Raw genomic sequence first — 26,136 nt, forward strand, 5'->3', positions numbered from 1 at the left:
ATATCTAATCCAATGATTGATAAACCAACGGAGTAGATGATGCCTAACGCAAGCATAACGAGTAATTGACCTCGTAAAAAACCACTTAGAACGAAATCAGAGCGACGCATTAGTTCATGTGTAATGGCTTTATATTGGCGCGGAATGAGCTCATCAATTTTATTAACCAAAATATCCCAATCGCGTAATAAGTAGAAAGTCACTACAGGTGTTAGGAAAAGATAGGTTAAAAAGGTAATCACTATTCCAATAGGACCAGAAAGTGAGCCAATAAATGATCGCGCGACTTGTGAAGCGCTACCAATATGCTCGCTCATCAAAGCTTTTATGTTATCAATACTAAAATCTTTAACACTGATATTAAAAAGTTTCTCAAGCGTACTGCCAAAATGTGATTTCATCCAGTCAATATATTGAGGCATCCTATTCCCAAGCGTATCAATCTGGCTAGTAATAGCAGGAATTAAAACTAATACGATTAAGCACATGAGTATAATTAACCCAAGGAACACAATGACAACAGCCCAAGTTCGTGAAACTTTTACGGCTTCTAATCGATCAGCTAAAGGATCGCCTAAATAGGCTAATAAAGCCCCTAAGAAAAATGGCGTAAGAATTGGGCTAAGTAAATATAACAAGCTAATAAACACACCTAGGAGAATTAGCCAAAAAATTCTTGATTCAAACACGTGAAACTACTCTAAAAAGAAAAGTGCTATTGTATCAGCTAAAAAAAATGTTCAAAGGACGATATGAAAAAATCCTATCGTTTTAAGTATGTCAACTAAAAATTCTATAAAAGTTACAGGATAAAATAGCCCAACTTACCTTTATTTAGGGCAAAATATAATCGGTCTATACTTAATTTTATAAAAGGAAAAAATGAAGAATTTATTAACTGTCCTTGATTGGATTCGCTATGGTGCCAGTCGGTTAGCTGAAAGCAATGTGTACTATGGTCACGGTACAGACAATGCGCTAGATGAATCGGCAGCACTGGTATTAGGTATGCTTAAGCTTCCTTTTGATATTAGTCCGACGTATTTTCAAGCGCACTTGACTGAAAAAGAGAAGGAGAAACTTGTTTGGGGTTTAGAACAACGTATTCAGGCGCGCCTGCCAGTGCCCTATATTACTCATCGCACGCTTTATGGTGGTTATGAGTTTTATATTGACCAAAGAGCTTTAATTCCTCGTTCTCCGATTGCAGAGCTGATAGAAAAAGATTTAATGCCTTATTGGCAAGGGCAAGAACCAGAGCGAATTTTAGATTTGTGTTGTGGGAGCGGATGTATCGGGATATTAGCAAAATATCGCTATCCTGAAGCAGAAGTTGTTTTGGCGGATATTGATTTAGATGCGCTTGAAGTTGCCGAAATTAACCTTGAACGTGCAGGTATGCAATCCTGTGGGATAGAGGTTTGCCATTCAGATACATTTGAAGCGGTTACGGGTACTTTTGATTGGATATTATGCAATCCTCCTTATGTTGAAGCAGAAGAAATGCAAGAGATTGCGGATGAGTATCGCCATGAACCGATACAAGCGCTCGTTTCAGGAGAATATGGTTTAGATTTAACTCAAAAAATTCTTCATCAAGCAGCTGATTATTTAACAGAGAATGGCATATTGATTTTAGAAGTAGGTATGACTTGGCCAATTTTAGAAGAAGTTTATCCTGAAATTGGTTTCGATTGGGTTGAATTTGAGCGTGGTGGAGAAGGTGTTTTTGCAGTTGGTAGGGACGAGTTATTGGCTTGGCGAGAAGCAGGATTGATATAAAAGCTTTTTTTGAAATTATATTTCAGGCTATACTAAATAGCTACTTTTAGGGGTGTCCGTATTTAGGGCTGAGCGGTGTACCCGCTGAATCTGATGTTGTTCATGCAGCCGTAGGAAACAAGTAGAAAATGCCAATGGATTGCGATAGCGCTCTCTCGCTTATTTAGAGGAAAACTATAGTCAAAGAAAACTAAAATTGGTGCAAGGCAACCGAGTGCAGATAATATAGTTGTACAATAAATGAGGGAAATACTGTATCAATTTAGTATTTCTTCGACTATATCATGACTTTTTCTATTGATTTACGTGAGGCTGGTTAACTTTTTTTGGCAAGAAACAGTTGATCATATTTTTGTACAAGAAATGGTCAAAAATCGCTTAAGCACTAAAGCATTTTTACGTTATCTTAATCAAGATTACACATTTTTTAGACATTTTTCTGATTTGTCCGCAAACACCTACTATTAAAGCAGATATAATGGCACATCGGCATCAGTGATTAACTTTTTAGCATCGTTACCGATAAAGAAAATGATTATTTCCTTCAAAAGGCATACCATAGTTAGAGATAGGATGCTGTTTTCAAAATGGATATTGAGTTAACGCTGTATGCATTTTTTGGGATCCCTGCTATAGAGAGAGATTTCTTTACTTATGCTTATGAATAAGGTTAATCAATAAGGAGAATTTATGGTTTTAAAAACAATTTTATTATCAATGGGATTATTAGCTATGAAGGTTGTATTAGCAGCAGAATCTTTGGTAAAGGTGGAAAGTCCAGATAATTTTGAGACGACTTTTCAGCGGGTAGAGCAAGGATTAAAGGATAAAGGAATGACAATTTTTACTGTGGTCGATCATGCAGATGCGGCTAAGGAAAATGGGTTAACACTGCGTCCTACTCGTGTCATTATTTTTGGTAACCCAAAAGGTGGTACGCCTTTAATGGAAAAAGCGCCTTCTTTGGCATTACAATTACCTTTAAAAGTCCTGATTTTTGAAGGAGATGATGGAAAGGTTTACGGAGAGTTTTTAACTGCAAAAGCATTAGCAGAAGGTGTTGGTGTGAATGTAGAAGTGGTAGAGTCTTTGGCGCCAGCAGAAAAACTTTTGCAAAAATTAGTCAGCGGACAGTAACATATAGCCAACTTCTCAAAAAATGCATACAACGTTAATTTAACATCTAATTCAAAAATAGCGTATTATTTCAAATTACTGTATGCATTTTTCGGGAGTCCAGCTATAGACAAACTATTATCTTTTGCATAAGTCATCTTTGTTTTTGAATATTATGAGACCTTTGCAAAAAACAAAAAAATAGAGAAATTCCAATTTTTCAAATTCTGAAAATATATTAAAATTAGATAGTGGTTTGAAAAGTATGCTAAACATACTCTTACAAAAAATACTCCTTTTAATGTATTGATATTTAAATATTTAATTACAATTAGAATATTTGATAATATTCCAGTATATTTTTCAAACCACTATCTAAAATTATAGCGTTAATTTTTCTACTAGTGGCAAAAATTAGTGGAAAATGGAATTTTCCAAATATTTAATTATATTTTTCAAACTGTTATATAGAAAGGTTGCTAGAATATAGTGCGATCAGCTAAAAAACAAAACATCCTATAGCCCTTATCTAGCCATTCTGGCGGTAGATAACGTTCTGTTTTTTAGCTGATTTGACTATAGTTACAGGGTTAAGATAGATGAACAAAGTAAGCATACATACTGTACTAGAATAGCGATCTAATTTCTTTAACTCTTTTATTAGCCTTTAAATATATTCATTGTTTTTTAGGGATTTGGTTCTCGATCAATAACTCGGCGCATTTCAAAACTGGAGTGAACGTTTGCAACGCCAGCGATACGGTTGAGTTTACCAAGTAAAAATTGTTCAAAATCCCGCATATCTTTGACGACTATTTGTAAGAGATAGTCTTCTGCTCGTCCAGTAACGATGCTCATACGAATAACCTCTGGAAAGGTCTCTACCGTTCGTTCAAATTGAGCAAAGCGTTCTGGGGTATGTTTGTCTAATGTTACGGCAATAAATACGCTTAGGTCATAACCTAGAGCGTGGTGATTGAGTTTGGCGTGATAGCTTTCTATATAGCCGTTTTCTTCTAACCGCTTAACCCGCCTTGCACAGGGGGTGGGAGAGAGATTGACGGCTTCAGCTAGGGCAAGATTATTTATTCGACCGTCTTGGACTAGTTTTCGCAAGATACGCTTATCTATGCTATCTAATTGGTGCTTTTCACTCATAATTTAACTAAAAGTAGGTAAAATAATTATTTATTATCCAATTATAGATGATTTTTAGAGATTGTTTTAATTATATTAGCGTTATAATAATTTTATCTTCTCAATCAGGAATGATTTATGGCACAGAAATTTGATTTCAAAAAATATCGTCCTTTTGCTTTTGCTCCACAATTATTAGATAGAACTTGGCCGAATAAAGTAATTGATAAGGCACCTCGTTGGGTAAGTGTTGATTTACGCGATGGTAATCAAGCGTTGATTGATCCCATGACGATTGAACAAAAGTTACGTTTTTTCAATCTATTAGTAGATTGTGGTTTTAAGGAAATTGAAATTGGGTTTCCATCGGCTTCTCAAATTGAATTTGATTTTACTCGACGTTTAATTGAGGAGAATTTGATTCCTGATGATGTCACAATACAGGTATTGGTCCAGGCTCGTGAGCATTTAATTTTGCGAACTTTTGAAGCTTTACAAGGCGTTAAGCGAGCAATTATGCATGTCTATAATTCTACTTCTCGTGTGCAAAGAGAAAAGGTTTATCAAAAATCTCGTGAGGAAATTACAGAAATTGCGGCATTTGGTGCTACTTTATTAAAAGAGCAAGCTAAGAAATTTCCTAATAGTGAATGGATTTTTGAATATTCTCCAGAGAGCTTCTCTCAAACAGAACCAGATTTTGCTGTTGAAGTATGTGAGACGGTTTGTGAGATCTGGCAACCTTGGAATGGACAAAAGGTTATTTTAAATTTACCTAATACAGTAGAAGTTTCAACACCTAATCTCTATGCGGATCAAATTGAGTATTTTTGTCGCCATCTTTCTTGTCGGAAAGATGTTGTGATTAGTGTTCATACGCATAATGATCGCGGATGCGCAGTAGCAGCTTCTGAATTAGCAGTGATGGCAGGTGCCGATAGGGTAGAAGGAACGTTACTAGGCAATGGTGAACGGACAGGAAATATGGATATCATGGTGATGGCGATGAATCTATATTCTCAAGGAGTTGATCCAAAATTAGATTTTTCTAAGATGAATGAGATTGTTCATGTGGTCAGTGAATGTAATAATCTTCCTGTTCATCCTCGCCACCCTTATATTGGTGAACTAGTGTTTACGGCTTTTTCTGGCTCGCATCAAGATGCTATTAAGAAATCTCTTGAGAAGGAAGCGGTAGAAGGTGTTTGGGATATCGCTTATCTCCCTATTGATCCACATGATATTGGTAGAAGTTATCAAGATGTAGTACGCATTAATTCTCAATCTGGTAAGGGCGGTGTGGCGTATATTTTATCGAGAGATTATGGCTTGAATGTACCTCGTTGGTTACAGGTTGATTTGGCACAAAAGGTACAAGTTGAAAGTGAACGTAAGCAAAAAGAGCTTTTGTCTCAAGAAGTCATGAAGGTCTTTGAAGACAGTTATTTGCAAGAAAGTGATTACCAATTATTAGACTATAGTATTAGTCGGCATGAACGTGAGGATAAATTAGAAGCTTTATTACGTCATCATAGCCAAGAATGCCGTGTGAGTGGACAAGGAGCCGGCGTTATTTCTGCATTTGTTAATGCGTTAGAAGAAATGGCAAATGTCAAAATGAATGTAGTAAATTATGCTCAGCATGCAATGACACAATCTACGAATGCTCAAGCAGTAGCTTATGTTCAATTGATGATAGATGAATATTTATATACAGGCATTGCGTATAGTCAAGATACGGTAACTGCGATGTTGCGTGCAACTTTGGTTGCAATGAGTCAAGCGTTGAGAACGTTGGAAGCGGTATAAGTTGATAAAAGCCAGTTACTTGTTAGATTAAAGTAGTCATAAGCTGCAATATCTCTGGTGAACATAGTTTAATACTATGTTCACTTTGTATTTTAGGAATCATAAAGATGAATATTATTGGTATTTCTCTATAGGTTGACAAGAAATAATGCTTCTTTTATATAGTAGGATTCCCGAAAAGTGCATACAGCGCTTTTGGATAAGACGGTGCTTTCAAAGTGGTTATTAAGTTAACGTTATATGCATTTTTTGGGAAGTTGGCTATAGAAGTCATAAAGTTTTTAAAAGTAACTGTTAAGCTAAAAAGGTTGGGTATTAATGGATAGAAGACGTTTTCTCCAAATTAGTGGTGGAAGTATTTTATTATTGGGTATGGGAAAAGCGGTTTATGCAGCTGAACAAGAGAATGATGTTTTATTAAGAGTTATTGGAACAACTGATGTTCATAGTTTTTTAACAGATTTTGATTATTATAAAGATAAGCCTACACCAAAATTTGGTTATACCCGTACGGCTTCTTTGATTCGCCAAGCTCGTCAAGAAGTGGCAAACAGTGTTTTAGTTGATAATGGAGATTTGATTCAAGGTAATCCTATTGCTGATTATCAAGCAGGAAAAGGTTATCAAGAGGGCGTTCCTCATCCAGCAATAGAAGTGTTTAATGCCATGAACTATGATGTTGGCACGATTGGAAATCATGAATTTAATTATGGTTTAGCGTATTTGGAGAGTGCGTTAAAGCAAGCTAATTTCCCAATTATTAATGCCAATATTGTTAAACCTGAAACCGACGAACCTTATTATACGCCTTATTTAATTAAGGAAAAAAAGGTTACGACGCATGATGGACAAGAAAAAGTCATTAAAATTGGCTATATTGGCTTTGTTCCGCCTCAAGTAATGGTCTGGGATAAAGCGCATTTATCAGGAAAGGTAGAAGCGCGAGATATCGTAGAAACGGCAAAAAAATATATTCCCATCATGAAGAAAGAAGGAGCGGATATTATTGTTGCTTTAGCACATACCGGTCCATCAGATGAACCTTATTCTCCTGGTGAAGAAAATGCAGCTTTCCATCTTGCAGAAGTACCAGGATTAGATGCGATTATTTTTGGGCATGCACATGGTTTATTTCCGAGTAAAGATTTTGAGAAAGCTTCAAATATCAATCTTGAAAAGGGTACAAAAAATGGAACACCAGAAAGTATGGCTGGCTATTGGGGAAATAATATTAGCGTTGTTGATTTACAGCTAAGAGAGCAAGATGGAAAATGGACAGTTATTGATGGTAAAGCCAGCTTACGTTCTATTTTTGATCAAGAAAGCCAAACTTCAATAGTTGAAAATGATCCAGAAATCACTAAGCTTTTAGAAAAAACACATGAAGCTACTAGAGCTTTCGTGGCTCAACCAATTGGGGAAGCAAATGATAATATGTATAGCTTTTTAGCGTTAGTGCAAGATGACCCAACGGTTCAGATTGTTAATCAGGCGCAGAAGGCTTATGCAAAGAGTGTTGCTGAAAAGATGCCTGAACTAGCAGGAATACCTATTTTGAGCGCGGCGGCACCTTTTAAAGTCGGTGGACGCAAAAATGATCCGAGTGGTTATACAGAAGTTGATAAAGGGCAACTGACTTTCCGTAATGCAGCAGATTTATATCTTTATCCTAATACGTTGGTTATTTTAAAAGTTAAAGGTAAGGATGTTAAAGAGTGGTTGGAGTGTAGTGCGGGAATGTTTAACCAAATTGACCTAAAAAAAGATACACCGCAATCGTTGTTAAATTGGGAAGGATTTAGAACGTATAATTTTGATGTCATTGATGGCGTAAATTATGAAATAGATGTTACTCAGCCAGCTCGCTATGATGGAGAGTGTAACCTGATTGATGCCAAGGCAGAGCGAATAAAAAATCTTGTATTTAATAATAAGCCAATAGATTTAGAGGCTGACTTTTTAGTCGCGACCAATAATTATCGCGCTTATAGTGGTAAATTCCCAGGAACTGGTGAAAAATCTATTGTTTTTGCCGCACCTGATGAAAACCGACAAATTTTAGCAAATTATATTAGCCAAACCAGTCAAGTAGAAGGGCAGGTTACGCCGAGTGCTGATAATAATTGGAAAATTGCAAAAATTACGGAAGGACAGCCAATTATTTATTTTGAGACTTCTCCGAGTGAGAAAGCAGCTGCTTTTGTTAAAGAAAAAGCACAATACCCAATGAAAATGATTGATAAAGATGAAGCAGGCTTTGCCGTTTATTCTTTAGATTTGAAATAATGATTAAATAGAATATTTTAAGGCTATCTGAGTTTTTCTCAGATAGCCTTGATTTTTATACAGCCGTTAACCAATGGTGCTTATCTTCACTGCGACCATATTGGATATCTGTGATAAGTTTACGGATAGCTAATCCTTCGATATTGCTTTTAACAGAAATATCTTCTCCATTGATAATAAAATTTGTAATTGGAGAGATAACAGCAGCTGTGCCTGTTAAGATAGCTTCCGCACCATTAGAAACTTTTTCCGCAATTTCTTCCACGCGGAATTCTCTTTCTTCGACTTTATAGCCATTTTCTTGCGCCACTTGAATGACTGTCCGGCGAGTAATGCCATGAAGGAATTCAGTCGTGAGTGGTTTGGTAATGAGGGTTTTACCGTCGATTAAAAAGAAATTGGAAGCGCCGGTTTCTTGCACATCTCCATTTGGACAGAACAGAACTTGTTGTGCATGATATTTTTTTTCTGCTTCCATTGTCCAATGAAGGGCAGAAGCGTAATTACCGCCTGCTTTGATGCTTCCCATATGCGGTGCGCAACGTTGATGCTCGGTTTCGACCAATACGCGTAGTGCAGCGCCTTGTTTTAAGTAATCGCCTACAGGTGAGGTAAGAATATACAATAAGGCATCGTCTGTTGGATGCGTCGCACTACCAATATTGGGTGTAATGCCAATGAGAGCCGGGCGAATATAAAGTGCTCCGCGTTGGTCTGGTACATAATCTTTGGCTTTGGAAACTGCCTGAATAATCATTTCTCTTAATAGCTCACTTTCTGGCATGGGTAGGTATAGAGATTGTGCGGATTTACGCAGCCTTTCTACGCCGTCATCTAAACGAAAAATATGGACGCTATTATCTTCATGGCGAAAAGCTTTCATGCCTTCAAAAATTTCACTAGCATAATGCAGGCAATGCGCAGCAGGATGAAGTGTTAGGCGGTCGCTGGGTTGAAAATTGATATCGCTCCAACTACCTTCATGATAAGTAGCGATAGGCATTTCTGGTGCGAAAGTGCTACCAAAAACCGTAGGAATTTCTTTAAGCATAATCAAGTCCTTTTCCGTGGTGGATAATTCTAGTAAAAGCGTAGCCGTATTATAACGACTTCTGAAAGTGCATATAGTTAAATTCTATGGATTTAGAAAATAAGTGCAGCTATAACAGCTGTTAAGGTCATTGCAAATAAAATCCAACGCATGGTATTTGGACTAATGGCAACGGCAAAACGAACGCCTAATAAAGCGCCAATGGCATTGCCCAGTGCGAGTACGAATCCAACTAGCCATAGAACTTGTCCTTCCCAAATAAAAATTGCTAAAGCAATGGTGGTAAATATCATTGTGCAAGCGAGCTTAAGCGCGTTTGAGTGAACAAGGTCATAATGTAAAATGCTCGCAAAGGTAGTAATAAGTACAAAGCCAACACCTGCTTGCACAAATCCGCCATAAATACCGCCAATAAATAACCATATCCATGCGACTGGTGTTTTTTTCATTAGGCGGGCTTGTCCTTCGGGATACATGATAGTGGCTGGCTTAAACAGCATCATCGCAGCTACAATTAACATTGTGCCAAGTAAAATAATTTTAACTAAAGTTTGTTGATTTAAGTTTGCGGTGAATGACGATAAAGCCAATAGGATAGGCAATTTTGCAGCTAATAAAGCACCAACTGCTCCGCCAATCAAGGTAGGGATAAAAATAGCGGGTAAATCATGGGTAGGGACTTTTCCTTTTTTTGCAAATCCAAATAATCCCGCAATGCCCTGAAACCAAATGCCGACTCGATTAGTAGCATTAGCCGTTTGCGGATCAAGTCCAAATACCATGAGTAAAGGTAGGATTAAATTAGAGCCTCCGCCAGCGAGGATATTAACCACTCCAGCGATAATAGCCAGTAAAAAAATAGCGGGATAAATATAGGGTGAAAAGTCCATTTTATTCCTTTGAGTGAAGAGTATGTTTTGCGATGATTTCTAAAATAAAAATAAATAAAAATCCAATTATTATCAGTGGTATGGATGTTGATAGTGGTGATTGAGATGTGGAAAAAGGTAAGGTATTTATTCCTCCAATTTTCCATGGCCATACTTTTATCAAAGAGCCTGCAATAAATCCCGTCATAGTGGCGACGGTCAGATTATGATAATTCTTGAAAAGATAATGTAAAAGTTTGGAAAAACTAAGTAAACCGAAAATAGCTCCTAAGGCAAAAATACTTAAAATGAGGATATTAAAGTTATTGATAGCTTCTAATATATTGCTATATGCGCCAAGCAAGACAAGAATAAAAGCGCCTGAAATACCGGGAAGAATCATCGCGATAGTAGCAAATGCACCACAAAAAAAGTAATAAGATAGGTTGATGTGCTCAGGGTTAGCAGTTGGCATTAAAGCGATAAATGTAGAGAGAATAGCACCAATGGTAGCCGAAAACCAAGCACTACCTTTCCAATAGACTTTTTTGCCGAGAAAAAAGATACTGGCAAGAATTAACCCAAAAAAGAAAGCCCAGATATAAATGGGATAGTTTGTTAGCCAAAGTCGTAATAAATGTGCTAGGGTAAAAATTGCAGTTGCAATGCCAGACAGTAATGAGAGTAAGAAATATCCATCAATATATTGCCAAAAAGTTTTAATTTGTATTTTTCTCAGGTAGGAGAGGGCTTTTGTATCAAAATGCGAAAGTGCTGTAATCCAGCGTTCATAAATGCCGGCGATAAAAGCAATGGTTCCGCCGGATACGCCGGGAACCATATCTGCAGCACCCATGGCAATTCCTTTGAGGTAAATAAGAAAGAGATTTTTCATAATTAAATAATAAATGTAGAAAGGTTAGATAAAAATGCATAAATACCTAATAAAACGAATATTAAAGCGCATAGGCGATTGATTAAAATGCGATATTTTCCGCTAATAAGCTTAGCAGCGCCAATACCATAGATAAATAGGATGCTATAGTCTAATAAGCACCATAGTAGAGTTAATATAATAATTGCAGGAAGAAAAGAAAGTGAAAGTGCTTCAATAAAAGGCGGAAAGAATGTCATAAAGAAAATAATATCTTTTGGATTAGATATGCCAACACCGAAAGCTGTCAAAAACATTTGATTTAAGGATTGATTGGGCAAGGAGGTGGAGTAGATTGCTTGTTGGGTTGTTTTTAATAAACTTATTCCGTAATAGATAAGATATAGTCCGCCAATGGCGGTTAGAAGATTAAATAGTTTTGGACTAATATTTGCAATCCCGCCGATAATTGCAGCAGCTGTCGCAATCAGCACTAATGATGCTGTGTTTGTTGCTATGATAACGACTAATGTACCACGCCAACCACGTTGTGCTGCTGCATTGATGACCATTATATTGACAGGCCCCGGAATAATTAGAAAGATAAAGACAGTGCTTAAATAAGTCAGTAAAACAGTATTCATTGATTAGCGTTTTTTCTGTGATAGGAGATTCTTTTTTAGCTATTTTTAGGTTTTTTTGCAGATAATCGAATTTTTTTAAGGGGGTTGGTTTTTTTATTGCTAGGATATTGACTTAGAAAGGCTTCAGCTTCAGGAAAAATTAGTTTGATTTTTAGTCCGGGATGATTGTCGGTAAGGCAAATTTCTCCTCCATGAAGGTTGATTACCGCAGAAACTAAGGACAATCCTAGACCATTCCCGGGTGTTGAGCGCGCACTATCTAACCGCACAAATCTCTGTAGAACACGTTCCCTATCTTGTTCTGGGATACCGGGTCCATTATCAGCAACAGCAACAGTAATATGTTTTCCTTGTTTGTAAGCTTCTAATGAGATGTTACCGCCATTTGGGGTGTATTTAACCGCATTATCTAATAGATTTGTAATGGCTTGTGCAATAAGCTGTCGATTGCCTTGTACATGTAAATTCGGTTCAATTTGGCTACTAAAGGTATGTAATCCGTCTTCTGCTAATACATCATACATTTCTGCGAGGTCTTCACAGATTCGACTTAAATCGGTTTCAATAAAGTCATCTCTTGCTCTTGATTCAACTTGTGCAATAGAAAGCATAGCGTTGAATGTTTGTAGTAAACGCTCTGCATCTTCAATGGATTCTGCAACCACTTCTCGTAATTCTTCACAGCTACGCTTTTTGTCTAATAAAGCAACTTCCATTCGGCTACGTAAACGATTGAGCGGACTGCGTAAGTCGTGTGCAATGTTGTTAGTCACTTGGCGTTGACTGGTAATAAGATTATCAATTCGTTCGAGCATATGGTTAAGATCGCCAGCTAGCGCTCTTAATTCGTTGCTATCACTAGGTTTGACTGGAATGCGCTCGCCGAAATCACCGTCGGCAATGCGTCTAGCACTCCGGCTAATTCTGGCAATAGTATTGGTAATGGTTCGGCTAATGAAAAGAGAACCAAAGAAACTGGCAAGAACGAGTAACAAGGTAGCAAAAAGCGCCATGGTAATCATGCCACGCAAAATCTTTCTTTCATTATGAGTATCGTAGCCAATGATTAAGGCATATTTGTTTTGTATTGGCGTGATAATTACGCGCATAATATTATTGTTTTCATTGCGAGTAATAAAGGGTAAATCGAATTCGGAAGGTGGCGGAAGGAGGTTTTGCTCTAGGTTATCATGAAGTAAACAAAGGTTATTAAAGCTAGTATCTAGCATCACCATATTTCGTTGTTCACGCCCTGCTAAGTGATCGGTTGTGGAGGTTTGAGGGGTAATGCAGTAAGACATATTAGGTTCGGTTTTTACCCGCTCGGTGATGCCTATAGGTGGGGTGTATAAATCTAAGGTAGTGCGATATTCATAGTTTCGACGTAAGCGCAGTGCTTCTGAGATGAGTCTGCTATCCACTTGATCGGCGATTTCTTGTTGAGCTGTTTGATAAATCATCATCATTGAGATGCAGGTAATCACACTGGCGACTAAAGTTGTCATTAAAGAATAACGAAAGGCTGTGGTACGCGTTGTATGAAGAACTTCTTTGATTGATTTAGGTAGCGTCATAGGATGAAAATCTCTGAATGCAGGGTAAACATCATATAGATAAATGTATTAAAACAACAGAATGTCTGTAATAGGGGTTGTGTTTTCTAAATAGAATTCTGTTTTTATTGAAAAAGCGGAAAGTTAATACTTTCCGCTGAGATATAAATGTTATAGATTAGTTATAGGCTTTTGGGTCATATAAGCTATAACCAGCACCACGCTCTGTGTGAATCAATGGTGTATCAAAATCTTTGTCAATTTTGCTTCTTAGACGAGAGATATGAACATCAATCACGTTCGTTTGTGGGTCAAAATGATATTCCCAAACTTTTTCTAATAACATGGTGCGGGTAACGACTTGTCCGGCATTGCTCATTAAATATTCAAGTAAACGAAATTCTCTCGGTTGTAAATTGATTTTTTTTCCAGCACGAGTCACTTTTCTTTTGAGTCTATCAAGCTGTAAATCAGCAACTTCTAAAATCATATGATCTTGAATATCTGTATTACGGCGACGAGTCAACGCTTGGACTCGAGCGAGTAATTCAGAAAATGCGTAAGGTTTAACTAAATAGTCATCCCCACCGGCAGCTAATCCTTCTACGCGGTCATCTACTTCACCTAATGCAGATAGGATAAGAACGGGAACACTTGAACCTTCTTGGCGAAGTTGTTGGATAATAGATAAACCGTCAAGTTCGGGTAACATACGATCAACAATCAAGATGTCGTATTGATTACTTTGTGCCATATGCAAGCCTTCTGTCCCAGTGTGAGCAGTATCAGCAATATAGCCACTTTCACTTAGACCTTTGGCAATATAAGCAGCAACGTCTTTATCGTCTTCAATAATTAGAACATGCATAGTTTTCTCCTTGTTACTGGATGCTTTTTAATCCATTATTCACGGTCAGGATAATGGTAATTTATGAAAATATTTGTCTATCTTAAACGAATAGGAAAGAAATATGCATAAATCTTTGGTAGTACTTGCCCTTGGTGCTAGCATTTTGTTTCATTCAAATGCTTTTGCAGATGCAGTACCTGATTTTACGGTGTTATTCAAAAAAACAAGCCCAGCTGTTGTCAGTGTTGAAGTGGAGAGTGTTTTAAAAACACCTTCTGGTCAATATGGCATTCCGCCAAGTGTATTAGAGGAGTTTTTTGGTATTCCAAGAGGGCAGTTTCAAGAGTATGGTCAAGGAGATAAAGAGCGTATTGTTCAAGCAGGTGGATCAGGGTTTATCATTGATTCTACAGGGGATATTTTGACGAATGCCCATGTGGTAGATGGTGCGGATACTGTGCGCGTGCAGCTTAATAACCGCAAAGAATATATGGCTAAAGTCATAGGTGTTGATAAACGGACTGATATTGCTTTACTCAAAATCGATGGAGAGAATTTTCCGGTTGCAACATTAGGAAATTCAGATGAGGTTCAAGTGGGCGATTGGGTATTAGCGATTGGTTCTCCTTTTGGTTTTACAGAAACAGCAACAAAGGGAATAGTATCTGCTTTGGGGCGAAGTCTGCCAAATGGTGCTTATACGCCTTTTATTCAAACAGATGCAGCAATTAACCCAGGAAATTCTGGCGGTCCATTATTTAATAGCAGAGGTGAGGTGATTGGTATTAATTCTCAAATTTACAGTAGAAGCGGTGCCTTTAATGGCGTGGGTTTTGCAATTCCAATCAATGTGGCTAAAAATATTGCAGAGCAGTTAAAAAATGGTGGACAAGTTATTCGCGGTTGGCTAGGCGTATCTATTCAAGGTACAAATCAACAATTAGCAGAATCTTTTGGGCTTGATAAACCAGAAGGGGCTTTGGTTAGTCAAGTCATGAAAGGTTCTCCAGCAGAAAAAGCAGGGATTAGGCAGGGAGATGTCATTTTGTCTTATAACAATAAGGTAATAACAAAATCTGCCGATTTACCGCCATTAGTTGCCCTAACAGCTATAGGAGAAAAAGCAAAAGTAGAAATTTTGCGTGATGGGAAGCGTCAAATGCTTGAAGTAGAAATTGGTAATTTAGATGATTCTGGATATGCTCGTTTAGCTGAAAAAAGCAATCAGTTTCGTGGTATGCAGCTTAAAGCTTTAGATGAAGCTGCTCGTACAGCACTCGATTTTGATGGAGAAGGAGTATTAGTCAGCAAGGTAGAACCAAAATCAGCTGCGGCTAAGTCAGGATTGAGAGCTGGGGATATTATTATTGCAGTTGGCAATGAGGTAGTTAAAGCGCCAAAAGCTGTGCAAAAACGGTTAGAAAAAGCAAATAAAAAGCGCCCTCAACCCATATTGATTTATCGCGATGGGCAAACGATGTTTATACCTTTACTGCCAGATGATTCTAAATAATTACAGTTATATTTATATTCTTTCTAACGCCTATAGTGTTTTCTATAGGCGTTTAATTTTATAAAAAACTTGATAAAAACAGAGGTAAAAATTATAAGTATGCTTTTTTAACAACAAATAGGGCAATTATGTCAACAACGCTTAATTTACAAACTTTTCTCAATGAACGCGGGTTTTCCCCTTATCAATGGATGATTTTTATTTGTTGCTTTTTAACGGCTTTTTTTGATGGAATGGATACAGCGGTGATTGGCTATGTTGCCCCGCATTTGTTACAGGATTGGGGGCTAGAAAAAGCACAGTTATCACCAGTATTAAGTGCGGCATTATTTGGTTTGGCAATAGGCGCATTAGCATCAGGACCGATTGCAGATAGGTTTGGACGTAAGCCGGTATTAGTGGTGGCTGTTCTGTTATTTTCTTTGATGTGTATTGCTTGTGCATACGCACAAAATTTATCGCAATTAGAATGGCTACGATTTTTAACTGGCTTGGGATTAGGGGCAGCAATGCCCAATGCAATTACTTTGTTATCAGAATATTGTCCAGATGATAAGCGTTCTCTCATTGTGAATACAATGGCTTGTGGCTTTCCTTTAGGTGCAGCTATTGGGGGGTTTTTAGCAGCTTGGTTAATTCCTACTTTTGGTTGGCGGTCTGTTTTTTGGGTTTGCGGTGGTACTCCTTTATTGTTGGCTATTTTTATGCTATTTACTTTACCGAGGTCAGTGCGCTATTTGTTATCTCACGGAAAACCAGCAATTGAAGTTTGGAAGGTTTTACGACGAATTTCTCCAAGTTTGCCTAAAGAAACGCAATTCGTAATGATTGAACGGCAGATTGAGAATATGGGCGAAAAAAGAGGAATTGCATTGGTGTTATCGCGTCATTATTTATTAGGGTCAGTGATGCTATGGTTCGCTTATTTTTTCGGATTGATTATTTTTTACAGCATGGTGAATTGGTTACCTGTCTTATTTCAAGAAGCGAAAATGCCGGAAACTTTGGGGCCGAGAATTGTAGGTTTATTTGCTTTGGGTGGATTAGGGGCGATATTTAGTGGTTGGTTAATGGATAGGTTTAATGCTAATAAACTGATTGCTTTTTGTGCGTTCTTAACAGCATTAAGTGTCATTGGAATTGGTTTTGCACTGAATTATCGTATAGAGGTTTTAGTGGCTGTGGTATTGATAGCTGGTGTGTTGCAAAATACGATGCAAACGTCTTTGCCTGCTTTAGCAGCAGCTTTTTATCCAACCGCGGGTCGAACAACAGGCGTATCCTTTATGCTGGGTGTTGGCCGATTTGGTGCAATAGCGGGAACTTTCCTAACGGGTTGGTTAATTAGTCAACAGCTTTCTTTCACACATATTTTTATGATTTTATCAATTCCCTCTTTATTAGTAATGAGTTGTATTTTGATTAAGGAATGGTTTTATCAATAATTTTTTCTGATAAAGAAGATTTGTAATGGGGCTTTTATGATTGGTTTAATTCAGCGAGTTACTTCGGCTTCTGTAAAAGTAGATGAAGCTGTGGTTGGTGAAATTGCACAAGGATTGCTGGTATTAGTAGGTATCGAAAAAACAGATATTTGGCAAAATGCAGAAAAGTTAGCACAAAAAATTTTAAATTATCGTGTATTTTCGGATAAAGATGACAGGATGAATTTAAATGTTACGCAAGTGGGCGGTGAGATCTTGCTGGTATCGCAATTTACTTTGACGGCAAATACTAGTAAAGGTAATCGTCCGGGGTTTGATCCAGCGATGCCACCAGTAGTTGCGAAAGATTTTTTTCATCGGTTTTGTGTTTATATGGCAGAACGTTATCCCAATAAGATTCAAGTGGGGCAATTTGGGGCAAATATGCAAGTATCTTTGGTTAATGACGGACCAGTTACGTTTTGGTTGCAATGTTAATCTTGAATTCTGAAGGTAAATAGGCGTAGAGTAACTCTGCCAATTGAGGCTGATTTTTTATAGGAGAAAATAATGAAAATTTTAGCAGTTTGTGCGCATGGTTTAGGTAGTAGTTTTTTAATGGAGATGAATATTAAAAAAGCGCTTAAAAAGCTTGGAATAGAGGCAGAGGTAGAGCATTCTGATTTATCTGTAACAGGCAATGATGATGCAGATTTATTTGTCATGGGTGAAGATATCGCTGAAAGCAGTTCTTTAGATAAAACTCGTATGATTACTTTAAAAAATTTAGTGAGTTCAACAGAGTATGAGGAAAAATTAAAAACCTATTTTGATAAGCAAGGAAGATAGCTATGAATGCTCTGCTCAATTTTATTCTAGATATTTTAAAAGTGCCTGCGGTATTAGTGGGATTAGTGGCATTAGTTGGCTTAATCGCTCAAAAAAAATCACTGGCGGATACTATCCGTGGAACCATTAAAACAATTTTGGGATTTATTGTTTTAGGTGGTGGCGCGGAATTAGTAGTGAATTCATTAGCGCCTATGGGAACGATTATGCAAGATAGCTTTGGTGTGCAAGGCATTATTCCAAATAATGAAGCGATTGTTTCGATGGCCTTGAAAGAGTATGGCACTGCAACAGCGCTAATTATGGCTTTTGGAATGGCGGCGAATATTCTTATCGCGCGTTTTACTCGTTTGAAATATATTTTTCTCACGGGGCATCATACGTTTTATATGGCATGTATGATTGGGGTGATTTTAAGCGTTGCGGGCTTTAGAGGCTTTATGTTGGTAGTAGTCGGCGCGCTATGGTTAGGGTTTATCATGGCGTTTTTCCCGGCGATTGCGCAGGGTTATATGCGTAAAATCACGGGTAGTGATGATATTGGTTTTGGGCATTTTGGCACGGTAGGATATGTTTTATCTGGTGGAATTGGACAGTTAGTTGGCCAAGGTTCAAAGTCAACAGAAGAGTTAAATCTTCCTAAAAATTTGGGTTTTTTACGCGATAGTTCGGTTTCTATTTCTTTGACGATGGCAGTAATTTATTTAATTTTAGTGATTGCCGCTGGTCCTGAATTTGTGCAAACAACATTAAGCGATGGTCAAAATTTTTTGGTGTATGCCATTATTGAGGCGATTACTTTTGCGTCAGGAGTATTTATTATTCTCCAAGGTGTGCGTTTGATATTGGCAGAAATCGTTCCAGCGTTTACGGGGTTTTCCGAAAGATTGGTTCCAGATGCTAAGCCAGCTTTGGATTGTCCAATTGTTTTTCCTTATGCGCCAAATGCGGTTTTAATTGGCTTTTTATCTAGCTTTGTTGGTGGATTGGTGAGTTTGGCAATATTGGGGATGCTTCATTGGACATTGATTTTACCGGGTGTGGTTCCGCATTTCTTTTGTGGCGCAACAGCGGGTGTGTTTGGTAATGCCATGGGCGGTCGTAGAGGCGCAATTTTGGGCGCTTTTGCACATGGTGTTTTGATTAGCTTTTTACCTGTTTTCTTATTGCCTGTTTTAAGGAATTTAGGATTTGCCAATACAACTTTTTCCGATACAGATTTTGGGGTAGTTGGTATTCTTATGGGAAAATTGGTGGCGAGCGGTTCTCAAGTATTGATTACAGTCGTGATTGTCGCCATTATTGCTGCGTTAGTGATTTATAATTTTGTTGCGCCTAAACATTTAAGCAAACAACAGTAACTATTCAAGGCTATAGGATGCGTTCAATAATAATCCTATAGCCTATTGACTATTTTTAATAGAAAAATGTTATTTTTTAATGGGTGCTAAAAATCTTTTATAGGCGGGGTTGTCGGTTTCTTCATGATAGTCGTAACCAATTCTGTCTAAGTGGTCTTTTAAGGAAGTGTAGTCTTTCGCTTGTATGCCACATAAAACGCGTCCGTAGTCAGAACCATGATTGCGATAGTGAAATAAGCTAATATTAAAATCAGTACTCAGGGTATTTAAAAAGTGCATGAGCGCGCCGGGACGTTCTGGAAAGCCAAAACCAAAAAGATATTCATTTTCTACTTTTGCACTACCGCCAATCATGTAGCGTAGATGTTCTTTTGCAAGTTCATTATCGCTTAAGTCTTCAGTCGGATAGCCGGCTTCGCGAAGTTTATGAATAAATTGATTGAGTTGTTTCTGTCCATTATTGAGTTGTAAACCAACAAAAATTTGCGCTTCATTTTCATCTTGGTAGCGATAGTTAAATTCAGTTACTGCGTTATCACCACCAATGAGTTGGCAAAAGTTACGATAAGCCCCAGGACGTTCTGGAATGGTAACGGCAATTAGTCCTTCTCTTCGTTCTCCAATTTCTGTTCGCTCTGCGATATAGCGTAGGCGGTCAAAGTTAACGTTAGCACCAGAAACGATATGGATTAAGGTCAATGATTTTTCTTTTTGTTGAGCAGCCCATTTTTTTAGTCCAGCGGCAGCTAATGCACCAGAAGGCTCTGCAATGGCACGCGTATCATCAAATAGGTCTTTCATTGCCGCACAAATTTCATCTGTACTGACGGTTACAAAGCTATCGGCGTATTGTTTAATAAGGTCGTAAGTTAATTCACCAGGTTGTTTAACGGCAACACCGTCAGCAAAAATTCCAACAGATTCTAATGTTTGTCGCTCGCCATGTCGGATAGCATTAGTCATAGAGGCTGCATCTTCTGGCTCAACGCCAATAATTTTAATGTCTGGTCGAAGTGATTTGGTCAATAGGGCAATACCGGCTAGTAAGCCACCACCACCAACGGGCACAAAAATTGCATCAATTTTTTTAGGATGTTGACGTAATAACTCTAAGCCAATAGTTCCTTGTCCAGCAATGGTGTAAGGATCATCAAAAGGATGTATGTAGGTGAGCTGGTAGGCATTCATTAATTCATGAGCATGTGCTGCGGCTTCATCGTAAAAATCGCCATGTAAGACGATATTTACCCACTCTCCTCCTAAACGTCTCACCGCATCTACTTTAATGTTAGGGGTTGTTTTGGGCATCACAATGGTTGCTCTAATTTGCAGTTTATGTGCGGCAAGTGCTACACCTTGTGCATGGTTTCCTGCAGATGAGCAAATGACGCCTTTAGCACGAGCTTCTTCATCTAAATGATACATTTTGTTATAGGCGCCACGACATTTAAAAGAAAATACGGGCTGTAAATCTTCTCTTTTACAGAGAACTTGATGACCAATTCTCGCAGAAAGTCTGGGCATTGAGTCTAGTGGTGTTTCAATAGCGACATCGTAAACAGGAGCCGTCAAAATTTTTTCAAGGTAATTCGTTATCATTGTCGGTAAAAAATTATGCAAATAAAGTTTGGCAGTTTATGCCTTAGTACTACCAGCAGCAAGTCTAAAAATGGTTTAATAGCAATTTAATTAGGAGAAAGTGATGAATCAACAAGAAATGAAGCGATTGGTGGCTGAGTCAGCCGTTGCGAAGTTAAAAGAAGGAATAACGCTTGGTGTAGGCAGTGGTTCTACTGTACTTTGTTTTATAGAGGCTTTAGGTAAATCAGGATTGCAATTTAAGGATGTTGTTGCTGCTTCAGAAAGTAGTGCAGAGGCGCTAAGAAAAGTGGGCTATCAAGTAAGAGATTTAAATGCTTGCGACCCTATTGATATTTATGTTGATGGTTGTGATGAAATTGATGCAACAAAATGTATGATTAAAGGTGGAGGAGCAGCTTTGACAAGAGAGAAGATAATTGCTGCCGCTTCTGCTGAATTTTTATGTATTGTAGATGAGTCTAAAAAGGTAAATATTTTAGGTAAGTTTCCGTTACCAGTTGAAGTTATTCCTATGGCACGTAGCTATGTTGCTCGTGAACTAGCCAAATTAGGCGGAGAACCTCGTTGGCGAGAAGGGGTAGTTACAGATAATGGTAATTGGATTTTAGATGTTTATTATTTTGAGATTATCGATCCAATTGAAATGGAGGCTAAAATCAATAATATTGCTGGGGTAGTTACCGTAGGAATTTTTGCGCAGCAAAAAGCACATATAGTGTTGATGAGTACACAGCAAGGAACAGTAGAAGAATGGTAGTAAAAGTGGGAGGTTATCCCACCTTTAGCTTTGTGGTGTAGTATTTTCTTTCTCGGGCATTTCTTCTGTTGGCTTTAATATGCTCATTGCGGTGAGAATATTCAGTGCTTCATATAATGGAAAATCTTGTTCAGCCAGTGATGTTGGTGTGTCTGAAGAATGTGGTTTAGTGGCGTTATTTTTGGTAGGGTTGGGTAAATGATTGGGCAAGCTTGCTTCATTCTGTGTTGGTAGGGATTGGGTTTTTCCTACGCTTAGAGGCGATAATTGGACTTGAGGGGTAATGCCAGTTGCTTGGATACTTTTTCCTGAAGGGGTAAAGTAGCGTGCGGTAGTGAGTTTAATAGCGCCGCCGTGAATTAAAGGAGCAACGCTTTGGACAGAACCTTTACCAAAAGTTTGTTGTCCAACGACTAAGGCGCGATGATTATCTTGTAATGCGCCAGCTAAAATTTCAGCAGCAGATGCAGTTCCATTATTAACTAAGATAACAATAGGTTTTTTATTTAAAATATCACCTTTTTGTGCATGAAAGTTTTCATTTTCTTCTGGTATTCTGCCCCGGATACTAACAATTTCTCCGTCGTCTAAAAAAAGGTCAGCAATATCAATAGCGCTATCTAAAATTCCTCCGGGATTGTCTCGTAAATCAATAATCAAACCATTTAGGGTATATTTGACTTGCAGAGATTCTATTTCTTTAGATAAGGCTTCGTTACTATCGTCTTGGAATTGCGTAATGCGAATATAAGCATATTCTGGTGTTAACATCTTTGAACTAACGCTATTGGTCTGGATGAGTGCTCTAGTTAAGCTATATTGTTGAACGGCATCATTACGCTGAACGGTTAATGTTACAGTCGTACCAGCTTCTCCGTCTAAGAGTTTTGATGTTTCAGGTAAGCTAAGCTCTGAAACAGTTTGTCCATTAACTTGACTAATAATATCTCCACTTTTTATTCCGGCTTTTGCAGCTGGAGAACCGTCAATCGCTGATACTACTCGGATAGAACCTGCTTTTATATCTAAAACAACACCGATCCCTGCGTATTGTCCTTCGCTTTCTTGTGTAAAAGTTTGATATTCAGAATCGTTCATATAGGAAGAATGAGGATCAAGGCGGGTGAGCATCCCTCTAATTGCATTTTCAATAAGCATTTTATTATCAATTTTTTCTACATAATTTTGCTTAATGGCATCAAAAACATCTACGAATGTTTGCAAAGCATCAAAAGGAATATCATCTGGTTTGACATCCGCTGGGTCGTCATCTAATGAAGTTAAAACCAAATCGTTTGGTTCGGGATTGGTAATGGGAGGTGTTTCAGTGTTTTGAGCAAAAGCTAAGTTTATGGCGAGTGCTAGAAAGCAAATGGTAGGGCGCATAATTATCTCGGTCAATAAAAATAAATAGAGTAACGCATTTTATATGCAAAACACATGACACCCTGAAAATACTATGGCAGACTGTTCGCTTGTTTAATTAAAAAGGAGTAGAGATGAAACGTCGTAATCTTTTAAAAGCCGGTGGTGTAGGTGCGTTAGCATTAGGTGCAAGTGCCTCGGCAAAAGCAGCAGATGACAAAGTGTTTAATTGGAAACTGGTGATGAGTTGGCCAAAAAAATTTCCGGGACTAGCCTCTTCTATGGATTGGTTTGTTGACGAAATTAAAAAAATTTCTAATGGTCGTCTTAATATCACTCTTTATGGCGCGGGTGAGCTAGTTCCGGCCTTTGAAGTTTTTAATGCGGTAAGTGACGGAACAGCAGAAATGGGTCATGGTACGCCTTATTATTGGAAAGGAAAAATTACAGAAGCAGAAGTTTTTACTTCAGTCCCATTTGGAATGGAAGCCCAAGAATTTAATTCTTGGTTTATTGAAGGAGACGGTCAGAAACTTTTGACAGAAGTCTATAAACCATTTGGTGTTAAACCATTTTTAGGCGGGAATACGCTTACGCAAATGGGAGGGTGGTTTAATAAAGAAATTAACTCTATAGAAGATCTTAAAGGACTCAAAATTCGTATGCCCGGTATTGCTGGTGAAGTTTATAAAATGTCTGGCGCTTCTCCTGTATCCATACCTGGAGCGGAAATTTTTACTTCCATGCAAAGTGGTGTATTAGATGCAACAGACTGGGTAGGTCCTTGGAATGATTTAGCTTTTGGACTTCAAAAAGCTGCAAAATATTATTATAACGGTTGGCAGGAACCAAGCGCATTTATGGAAATACTGGTAAATGAAAAAGTGTATGAAACTTTGCCAAGCGATTTGAAAGATTTATTAGACATTATGACTTTTGCGCTTAATCAACGAGTTATGAGTGAATTTAAACGCAATAATGCCATTTCTTTGAAAACACTTATAGATAAATATAAAGTTCAAATCCGTAGTTTTCCAAAAGAAGTTATTTTATCTTTTAAAGCAAATACAGAGAAATATCTTGATGAATTTGCCAATAAAAGTGAACTGGCTAAACGGATTATTGACTCATATCGCACTTATCTTGCAGAACAAATTGAAGCCTCTAAAAATCGTATGCAAATAGAGCAATACAGACTTTTACCTTAATATTAATAGATTATATTTTTATGAAAAGAAGACAACTTTTAAAAATAAGTGGTGGTGCTGTTGCACTTGCCGCCAGTCAGGCAGTTGCAGCAAGTCAATCAAAAATCTTTAATTGGAAAATGGTGATGACTTGGCCAAAAGCATTTCCAGGACTAGCAACTGGTATGCAATGGTTTGCAGATGAACTGAAACGTGTTACTCAAGGGCGATTAAATATTACTTTATATGGTGCAGGAGAATTGGTACCAGCTTTTGAGGTATTTAATGCTGTGAGTGAAGGCTCAGCTGAAATGGGGCATGGGCCCGCTTATTATTGGAAAGGTAAAATTCCAGCTGCTGAAATTTTTACTGCTGTTCCATTTGGAATGACGCCACTAGAATTAGATGCTTGGCTCTATGAGGGAGGAGGAATTGAATTATTAAATGAATGTTATAAACCTTTTGGTGTTCTAGCCCTTCCTGCAGGAAATAGTGATTTTCAAATGGGAGGTTGGTTTAACAAAGAAATCAACACAGTAGAAGATTTAAAAGGACTAAAAATTCGTATTTTAGGTATTGCAGGAGAAGTCTATCGTCGCGCTGGAGCAACGCCAATTTCGATGCCCGGAAATGAAATTTTTACTTCTATGCAAAGTGGCGTAATAGAAGCTGCTGATTGGGTAGGTCCTTGGAATGATCAAGCCTTTGGATTACAAAAAGTCGCAAAATATTATTACGGTACTTGGCAAGAACCCGGTAGCGCTTGTGAACTAATGATTAACGAAAAAGCTTTTGAAAAGTTGCCAGAGGATTTAAAACAGTTAGTTCATTTGACAGCACGAGCGGCAAGTCTAAGAATGCTCACCGAATTTCGTATAAATAATGCAAAAGCACTCAAAAATATTGTTGATAAACAAGGCGTTCGGTTAAAATATTTTCCACAACCTGTTTTGGCAGAATTCAAAAAATACACAGAAGAATATATGAAAGAATATTCTGAAAGAGATGCTTTGAGTAAAAAATGTTATAACTCTTATTATAGCTTCTTAAATGAGCAAAAAATATGGTCAGACAATGAAATCCATTACCTTCAAGCTCGAGACAGAATGGGTTATTTTTTATAAGCTAATAAATTGTTATTACTAAAGAAGTATAGGCTTGTAATGGAGCTACTTCTCAAACATCTAGGCGATTATATTTTAGAGTATAGAGATTGCTAAAAAGTTTGAAATTTCTTATCAAAGAATGATTTAGTTAATGAATGTTTACTAATTTTTAGTAGCTCCTTATAATATGAATAGGCAATGTCGCCGTATTGATCATCGAAATCGATGCGCGGAGTATAAAACATGAGTAATAATTACTTAAAGCCGTCGTTTATTCCGGCTAATCAGCCGAAAGACCTCGGTCGCCGCAAAATGTTAATTGCTGCCGCCTCAGCTGGTTCAGCTATAGGTGTCGGGTTTGTTGCGGTTCCATTTTTATCTACTTGGCTTCCAAGTGAGCGAGCCAAAGCTATAGGTGCCCCTGTTACAGTTGATTTTTCAAAATTAGCAGAAGGTGCTTTACAAAGTGTTCTTTGGCAGGGAAAAGTCGTTTACATATTACGCCGTACCCCAGAAATGCTTGCTACCCTTGACCAAGTGACAGATAAACTAAGAGATCCTAATTCTAAAGAGTCTATTCAGCCTGAATATGCTGATAACGAATGGCGTGCTGAGCGAAAAGATATTGGGATTATGCTTGGTGTTTGTACGCATTTAGGGTGTGCACCTAAACTACAAAGTAAAGAGCAGGGGCGTGAAGAGCGTGGAGATAGTTCTTGGTTAGGAGGCTTTTTTTGTCCATGTCACGGTTCCGCATATGATTACGCAGGCAGAGTATATAAAGGTGTCCCAGCACCTACCAATTTAACTGTTCCGCCTTATCATTTTACTAGCGATAATGTAGTTGTTATCGGCGAAGGAGCAAAAAATGGCTAATCCGTATAAAACAACAGGTTTTCTAGGCTGGATTGATGATCGTTTTCCACTTTCTGTTTTATGGAATGATCATTTAGCAAGATATTATGCCCCTATTAACTTCAATGTATGGTACTGCTTTGGCG

The 26,136-nt window shown here is 37.8% G+C and carries 24 protein-coding genes and 1 pseudogene; 15 read left to right on the plus strand and 10 right to left on the minus strand.

From position 1 onward, the window contains the following. Positions 1-689 (minus strand): AI-2E family transporter (locus A5N85_RS05235; protein ID WP_143143191.1); only part of this gene is annotated, 689 nt, incomplete at its 3' end. A 193-nt stretch (positions 690-882) separates the two neighbouring features. Here A5N85_RS05235 and prmB point away from each other — a divergent pair. The 3 genes from prmB (at position 883) to A5N85_RS05250 (ending at position 2,919) form a co-directional block, all read left to right on the plus strand. Further along, the gene (gene prmB, locus A5N85_RS05240) at positions 883-1,782 is read left to right on the plus strand and encodes a 50S ribosomal protein L3 N(5)-glutamine methyltransferase (RefSeq protein ID WP_072576288.1); all 900 of its coding nucleotides are present in this window, start codon (positions 883-885) and stop codon (positions 1,780-1,782) included. A 306-nt stretch (positions 1,783-2,088) separates the two neighbouring features. Then, on the plus strand, positions 2,089-2,250 hold the full coding sequence (locus A5N85_RS17585) for a thiaminase II/PqqC family protein (RefSeq protein WP_084601649.1): 162 nt from the start codon (positions 2,089-2,091) through the stop codon (positions 2,248-2,250). A gap of 222 nt (positions 2,251-2,472) precedes the next feature. Then, positions 2,473-2,919, plus strand: a complete 447-nt coding sequence (locus A5N85_RS05250; protein ID WP_211268079.1) for a DUF302 domain-containing protein — start codon at positions 2,473-2,475, stop codon at positions 2,917-2,919. Positions 2,920-3,585: 666 nt separating this feature from the next. On the opposite strand, the gene A5N85_RS05255 is transcribed toward A5N85_RS05250, so the two are convergent. Next, positions 3,586-4,056 carry an Lrp/AsnC family transcriptional regulator gene (locus tag A5N85_RS05255; protein WP_072576289.1) on the minus strand — a complete coding sequence of 157 codons (471 nt, stop codon included), beginning with the start codon at positions 4,054-4,056 and terminating at the stop codon, positions 3,586-3,588. Positions 4,057-4,173: 117 nt separating this feature from the next. Between A5N85_RS05255 and leuA the strand changes: the two genes are divergently transcribed. Beyond that, positions 4,174-5,844, plus strand: coding sequence for a 2-isopropylmalate synthase (gene leuA / locus A5N85_RS05260; RefSeq protein WP_072576290.1), 1,671 nt, complete (start codon positions 4,174-4,176; stop codon positions 5,842-5,844). 318 nt (positions 5,845-6,162) lie between these two features. Next, complete coding sequence (gene cpdB, locus A5N85_RS05265) at positions 6,163-8,130, plus strand: 2',3'-cyclic-nucleotide 2'-phosphodiesterase (protein ID WP_072576291.1); 1,968 nt, start codon at positions 6,163-6,165, stop codon at positions 8,128-8,130. A 55-nt stretch (positions 8,131-8,185) separates the two neighbouring features. Here cpdB and ilvE read toward each other — a convergent pair whose 3' ends face one another. From ilvE to A5N85_RS05295, 6 genes are all read right to left on the minus strand, one after another. After that, on the minus strand, positions 8,186-9,181 hold the full coding sequence (gene ilvE, locus A5N85_RS05270; RefSeq protein ID WP_072576292.1) for a branched-chain-amino-acid transaminase: 996 nt from the start codon (positions 9,179-9,181) through the stop codon (positions 8,186-8,188). Positions 9,182-9,273: 92 nt separating this feature from the next. Next, positions 9,274-10,071, minus strand: a complete 798-nt coding sequence (locus A5N85_RS05275; protein ID WP_072576293.1) for a sulfite exporter TauE/SafE family protein — start codon at positions 10,069-10,071, stop codon at positions 9,274-9,276. Position 10,072: 1 nt separating this feature from the next. Further along, entirely contained in the window at positions 10,073-10,906 is an 834-nt protein-coding gene (locus A5N85_RS05280; RefSeq protein WP_211268080.1) for a DUF368 domain-containing protein, read from the minus strand. A gap of 41 nt (positions 10,907-10,947) precedes the next feature. Further along, a complete protein-coding gene (locus A5N85_RS05285) occupies positions 10,948-11,568 on the minus strand; it encodes a LysE family translocator (RefSeq protein ID WP_072576295.1) in 621 nt (206 codons plus the stop codon). A gap of 35 nt (positions 11,569-11,603) precedes the next feature. Then, entirely contained in the window at positions 11,604-13,142 is a 1,539-nt protein-coding gene (locus tag A5N85_RS05290; protein ID WP_072576296.1) for a sensor histidine kinase, read from the minus strand. Positions 13,143-13,299: 157 nt separating this feature from the next. Further along, positions 13,300-13,989: a response regulator transcription factor gene (locus A5N85_RS05295; RefSeq protein ID WP_072576297.1), complete on the minus strand. Its 690-nt coding sequence runs from the start codon at positions 13,987-13,989 to the stop codon at positions 13,300-13,302. 103 nt (positions 13,990-14,092) lie between these two features. Here A5N85_RS05295 and A5N85_RS05300 point away from each other — a divergent pair, with 103 nt between their 5' ends. The 5 genes from A5N85_RS05300 (at position 14,093) to ulaA (ending at position 19,118) form a co-directional block, all read left to right on the plus strand. Then, the gene (locus A5N85_RS05300) at positions 14,093-15,484 is read left to right on the plus strand and encodes a DegQ family serine endoprotease (RefSeq protein WP_084601650.1); all 1,392 of its coding nucleotides are present in this window, start codon (positions 14,093-14,095) and stop codon (positions 15,482-15,484) included. Positions 15,485-15,612: 128 nt separating this feature from the next. After that, positions 15,613-16,929, plus strand: a complete 1,317-nt coding sequence (locus A5N85_RS05305) for an MFS transporter (RefSeq protein ID WP_072576298.1) — start codon at positions 15,613-15,615, stop codon at positions 16,927-16,929. A gap of 36 nt (positions 16,930-16,965) precedes the next feature. Beyond that, positions 16,966-17,406, plus strand: coding sequence for a D-aminoacyl-tRNA deacylase (dtd, locus tag A5N85_RS05310; RefSeq protein ID WP_072576299.1), 441 nt, complete (start codon positions 16,966-16,968; stop codon positions 17,404-17,406). Between the two features lie 72 nt (positions 17,407-17,478). Further along, positions 17,479-17,757: a PTS sugar transporter subunit IIB gene (locus A5N85_RS05315; RefSeq protein ID WP_072576300.1), complete on the plus strand. Its 279-nt coding sequence runs from the start codon at positions 17,479-17,481 to the stop codon at positions 17,755-17,757. A gap of 2 nt (positions 17,758-17,759) precedes the next feature. Further along, positions 17,760-19,118, plus strand: a complete 1,359-nt coding sequence (gene ulaA, locus A5N85_RS05320; RefSeq protein WP_072576301.1) for a PTS ascorbate transporter subunit IIC — start codon at positions 17,760-17,762, stop codon at positions 19,116-19,118. Positions 19,119-19,187: 69 nt separating this feature from the next. On the opposite strand, the gene ilvA is transcribed toward ulaA, so the two are convergent. Further along, complete coding sequence (gene ilvA, locus A5N85_RS05325) at positions 19,188-20,717, minus strand: threonine ammonia-lyase, biosynthetic (RefSeq protein WP_072576302.1); 1,530 nt, start codon at positions 20,715-20,717, stop codon at positions 19,188-19,190. 103 nt (positions 20,718-20,820) lie between these two features. On the opposite strand from ilvA, the gene rpiA reads away from it, so the two are divergent. Then, positions 20,821-21,477, plus strand: coding sequence for a ribose-5-phosphate isomerase RpiA (gene rpiA / locus A5N85_RS05330; RefSeq protein ID WP_072576303.1), 657 nt, complete (start codon positions 20,821-20,823; stop codon positions 21,475-21,477). Positions 21,478-21,501: 24 nt separating this feature from the next. Here the strand turns inward: rpiA and A5N85_RS05335 are convergent, their stop codons facing one another. Continuing rightward, entirely contained in the window at positions 21,502-22,863 is a 1,362-nt protein-coding gene (locus tag A5N85_RS05335) for a S41 family peptidase (RefSeq protein WP_072576304.1), read from the minus strand. A 113-nt stretch (positions 22,864-22,976) separates the two neighbouring features. Here A5N85_RS05335 and A5N85_RS05340 point away from each other — a divergent pair, with 113 nt between their 5' ends. The 4 genes and pseudogenes from A5N85_RS05340 to A5N85_RS17210 all read left to right on the plus strand — a co-directional run. Then, complete coding sequence (locus tag A5N85_RS05340) at positions 22,977-24,050, plus strand: TRAP transporter substrate-binding protein (RefSeq protein WP_072576305.1); 1,074 nt, start codon at positions 22,977-22,979, stop codon at positions 24,048-24,050. A gap of 20 nt (positions 24,051-24,070) precedes the next feature. Continuing rightward, positions 24,071-25,153 (plus strand): TRAP transporter substrate-binding protein, encoded by a 1,083-nt coding sequence (locus tag A5N85_RS05345; protein WP_072576306.1) that lies wholly within the window; start codon positions 24,071-24,073, stop codon positions 25,151-25,153. Between the two features lie 225 nt (positions 25,154-25,378). Continuing rightward, positions 25,379-26,011 (plus strand): ubiquinol-cytochrome c reductase iron-sulfur subunit, encoded by a 633-nt coding sequence (gene petA / locus A5N85_RS05350; RefSeq protein WP_072576307.1) that lies wholly within the window; start codon positions 25,379-25,381, stop codon positions 26,009-26,011. Next, a pseudogene (locus A5N85_RS17210) lies at positions 26,004-26,136 on the plus strand (cytochrome b); the annotation flags it as partial. The gene petA and the pseudogene A5N85_RS17210, both read left to right, overlap by 8 nt.

It is taken from the genome of Suttonella ornithocola (assembly GCF_001889065.1).
In the GTDB taxonomy this organism is placed as follows: domain Bacteria; phylum Pseudomonadota; class Gammaproteobacteria; order Cardiobacteriales; family Cardiobacteriaceae; genus Suttonella_A; species Suttonella_A ornithocola.

Bases quoted from the DNA above. Each gene is read 5' to 3' on its own strand.
- rpiA (WP_072576303.1), top strand. From the start codon at position 20,821: ATGAATCAACAAGAAATGAAGCGATTGGTGGCTGAGTCAGCCGTTGCG.
- A5N85_RS05280 (WP_211268080.1), bottom strand. From the start codon at position 10,906: ATGGGTGCTGCAGATATGGTTCCCGGCGTATCCGGCGGAACCATTGCT.
- A5N85_RS05285 (WP_072576295.1), bottom strand. From the start codon at position 11,568: ATGAATACTGTTTTACTGACTTATTTAAGCACTGTCTTTATCTTTCTA.
- A5N85_RS05250 (WP_211268079.1), top strand. From the start codon at position 2,473: ATGGTTTTAAAAACAATTTTATTATCAATGGGATTATTAGCTATGAAG.
- ulaA (WP_072576301.1), top strand. From the start codon at position 17,760: ATGAATGCTCTGCTCAATTTTATTCTAGATATTTTAAAAGTGCCTGCG.
- A5N85_RS05315 (WP_072576300.1), top strand. From the start codon at position 17,479: ATGAAAATTTTAGCAGTTTGTGCGCATGGTTTAGGTAGTAGTTTTTTA.
- A5N85_RS05305 (WP_072576298.1), top strand. From the start codon at position 15,613: ATGTCAACAACGCTTAATTTACAAACTTTTCTCAATGAACGCGGGTTT.
- dtd (WP_072576299.1), top strand. From the start codon at position 16,966: ATGATTGGTTTAATTCAGCGAGTTACTTCGGCTTCTGTAAAAGTAGAT.
- leuA (WP_072576290.1), top strand. From the start codon at position 4,174: ATGGCACAGAAATTTGATTTCAAAAAATATCGTCCTTTTGCTTTTGCT.
- petA (WP_072576307.1), top strand. From the start codon at position 25,379: ATGAGTAATAATTACTTAAAGCCGTCGTTTATTCCGGCTAATCAGCCG.
- A5N85_RS05335 (WP_072576304.1), bottom strand. From the start codon at position 22,863: ATGCGCCCTACCATTTGCTTTCTAGCACTCGCCATAAACTTAGCTTTT.
- A5N85_RS05275 (WP_072576293.1), bottom strand. From the start codon at position 10,071: ATGGACTTTTCACCCTATATTTATCCCGCTATTTTTTTACTGGCTATT.
- cpdB (WP_072576291.1), top strand. From the start codon at position 6,163: ATGGATAGAAGACGTTTTCTCCAAATTAGTGGTGGAAGTATTTTATTA.
- A5N85_RS05300 (WP_084601650.1), top strand. From the start codon at position 14,093: ATGCATAAATCTTTGGTAGTACTTGCCCTTGGTGCTAGCATTTTGTTT.
- A5N85_RS05345 (WP_072576306.1), top strand. From the start codon at position 24,071: ATGAAAAGAAGACAACTTTTAAAAATAAGTGGTGGTGCTGTTGCACTT.
- A5N85_RS05340 (WP_072576305.1), top strand. From the start codon at position 22,977: ATGAAACGTCGTAATCTTTTAAAAGCCGGTGGTGTAGGTGCGTTAGCA.
- ilvE (WP_072576292.1), bottom strand. From the start codon at position 9,181: ATGCTTAAAGAAATTCCTACGGTTTTTGGTAGCACTTTCGCACCAGAA.
- A5N85_RS05295 (WP_072576297.1), bottom strand. From the start codon at position 13,989: ATGCATGTTCTAATTATTGAAGACGATAAAGACGTTGCTGCTTATATT.
- prmB (WP_072576288.1), top strand. From the start codon at position 883: ATGAAGAATTTATTAACTGTCCTTGATTGGATTCGCTATGGTGCCAGT.
- ilvA (WP_072576302.1), bottom strand. From the start codon at position 20,717: ATGATAACGAATTACCTTGAAAAAATTTTGACGGCTCCTGTTTACGAT.
- A5N85_RS05290 (WP_072576296.1), bottom strand. From the start codon at position 13,142: ATGACGCTACCTAAATCAATCAAAGAAGTTCTTCATACAACGCGTACC.
- A5N85_RS05255 (WP_072576289.1), bottom strand. From the start codon at position 4,056: ATGAGTGAAAAGCACCAATTAGATAGCATAGATAAGCGTATCTTGCGA.